The 2,593-nt window shown below is 76.6% G+C and carries 1 protein-coding gene; it reads right to left on the minus strand.

The genetic code is table 11. The features are described 5' to 3' along the window. Positions 1-2,094, minus strand: a 2,094-nt coding sequence (locus FA014_RS19145) for a DNA polymerase III subunit gamma and tau (protein ID WP_154731197.1), incomplete at its 3' end; no start/stop codon positions are given. Positions 2,095-2,593: the final 499 nt, after the last annotated feature.

The following is a 2,593-nucleotide window of genomic DNA, read 5'->3' on the forward strand; positions in this document are numbered from 1 at the left end:
CTCGGCGGCCGACGGCGCACCCCCGCGCGTCGCGGGGGCGGGACCCGAGGCGGGGCCCGACCCGGGCCGGCCCGCGGCGCCACCGCCGCCTGCCGAGAGCACGGGCTCGACCTTGACGCTGAAGCCCAGCGTCTCGCGCACCGCCTGCTGGACGAGGTCGGCGTGCGCGCCGGCCCGGAACGCCGACGCCAGACCGGGCGCCCCGAAGCCGAGCTTGAGGGTGGTGGCGTCGAGCTCGACGACCTGCGCGTTCTGGCTGATCAGCACCCAGGTGGTCTTCTTGAGCCGGCCGAGCGTCTCCAGGACCTCGGGCCAGCGGCGGCGCAGCATCTCCGTGTCGCCGCCGCCGGGTGCACCGGCCGGACGCTCGACGGGCGCGACCGGCTCGGCCGTCGGGACGTCGTGCGGCATGGGCGCGTCGGCGGCCGGTGCGGCGGGCGGCACCGCACGCGCCGGTTCCCCGGCAGGACCGCGCTCGTCGGCGACACCGCGCTCGTCGGCAGCGTCGCGCTCATCCGCACCACCACGCTCGTCGGCGACACCACGCTCGTCGGCAGCACCGCGCTCACCGGCAGCGCCACGCTCGTCGGCAGCGCCGCGCTGGTCGCCAGCACCACGCTCATCGGCGGCACCCCGATCATCGGCGGCACCGCGGTCGTCGGTCGCCGTGGATCCGGCAGCCGCGGCACCGACGGCCCGCGGCTCGCCGGGGCCGCCGTCCCGGCCACCCGCGTCGACGGAGGGCGCAGGTGTGTCGGCGGGCACCGCATCGGCGGCCGCGCGGAGCGCCTCGCCCGCCTCGCGCACCTCGGGCGCGGGGCTCGGCGGCGGGGTCACCACGGCGACCCGCTCGACGGGCGCCGCGGGCGCGAACGCCGGGGCGGTCGACGCCCCTCCGGCGGCGGTTCCCGCGGTGGCCGGCCCGGACGCGACGCGCACGCCCTCGCGCTCGAGCCGGTCGACCCGGGCCCCGAGCCCGGCGGCGGAGTCGTCCAACGCCGGCAGCAGCAGCCGGGCCATGAGCAGCTCGAGGTGCAGCCGGGGCGACGTGGCGCCGGTCATCTCGGACAGCGCGGCGTTGACGAGGTCGGCCGAACGGGACAGCTCGGCCGCCCCGAGGTACGTGGCCTGCTGCTGCATCCGCGTCATCTGGTCGCCCGGGACGTCACGGAGCACGGCGGCGGCCGCGTCGCCGGAGGCCGCGAGCACGATGAGGTCCCGCAGCCGCTCGAGGAGGTCCTCCACGAACCGCCGGGGCTCGTGCCCGGTGGAGATCACGCGCTCGACCACCCGGAACGCGCTGGCGCCGTCACGGGCCGAGATCGCGTCGACCAGGTCGTCCAGCAGCGAGGCGTGGGTGTACCCGAGCAGCGCGACCGCGTCCTCGTACCCGAGCCCCTCGGGCCCCGAGCCGGCGATGAGCTGGTCGAGGACGGACAGCGAGTCGCGGACGGACCCGCCGCCCGCACGCACGACGAGCGGCAGCACGCCGGAGCCGACGCGCACGCCCTCGGCGGTGCAGAGCTGGTCCAGGTAGCCGACCATCACGTCCGGCGGGACGAGCCGGAACGGGTAGTGGTGGGTGCGGGACCGGATGGTGCCGATGACCTTGTCGGGCTCCGTCGTCGCGAAGATGAACTTCACGTGCTCCGGCGGCTCCTCGACGATCTTGAGCAGCGCGTTGAAGCCCTGCGGCGAGACCATGTGCGCCTCGTCGAGGATGAACACCTTGTACCGGTCGCGCGCGGGCGCGAACGTGGCGCGCTCGCGCAGGTCGCGGGCGTCGTCGACGCCGCCGTGGCTGGCCGCGTCGATCTCCACCACGTCGAGGCTGCCGGGGCCGCCGCGGGCGAGCTCGACGCAGGACTCGCAGACGCCGCAGGGGGTGTCGGTCGGCCCCTGGGCGCAGTTCAGGCAGCGGGCGAGGATGCGGGCCGAGGTCGTCTTGCCGCAGCCGCGGGGGCCGGAGAACAGGTAGGCGTGGTTCGTCTGCCCCGAGCGCAGCGCCTGCCTCAGCGGCGCGGTGACGTGGTCCTGGCCGACGACCTCCGCGAAGGTCTCGGGCCGGTAGCGGCGGTACAGGGCTGTCGTCACCCCAGAACTCTAGAGGGGACGGCCGACATCCCGGGACCCCGCCCGGGGCCACCCGGGGCGGGCCGCGCCGGGCGCCCGGGCGGGCCCGTCGGCCGCCGTGGGCGGCCGCGGCGCGCCTCCGCCCGGACACCGCGTCTCACATGTCGGACGCGGTGTTCCATTGAGCGAGACGACCGGTTAGGTTCGCCGCCATCGCGGACCGCTCCAGGTCCGCCGCAGACGCCCGAGGAGGAGGCAGCACGATGCGCGAGCACGCCACGACCACCTGCCGCCCCTCGATGTGCGCCGCCGCGCGGGCCGTCGCCTGTCGCTGTACCGCCGCGGCCTGACCGCGAGCGGACCGGCGACCGCCGTCGCCACCGGCCCGACCGGGCCGGTCGCGCGTCCGACCGCGTGGCGTGGCTCGCCAGCAGGCGCTTCTCGTCGCGGTTCACCACGACCAGCAGCGCGATCGTGGCCACGCAGCAGCCGATCAGGAACATGAAGGTCACGTCCCACC

Origin of the sequence: Cellulomonas hominis (assembly GCF_005239125.1) — a bacterium.
In the GTDB taxonomy this organism is placed as follows: Bacteria; Actinomycetota; Actinomycetes; order Actinomycetales; family Cellulomonadaceae; genus Cellulomonas; species Cellulomonas hominis_A.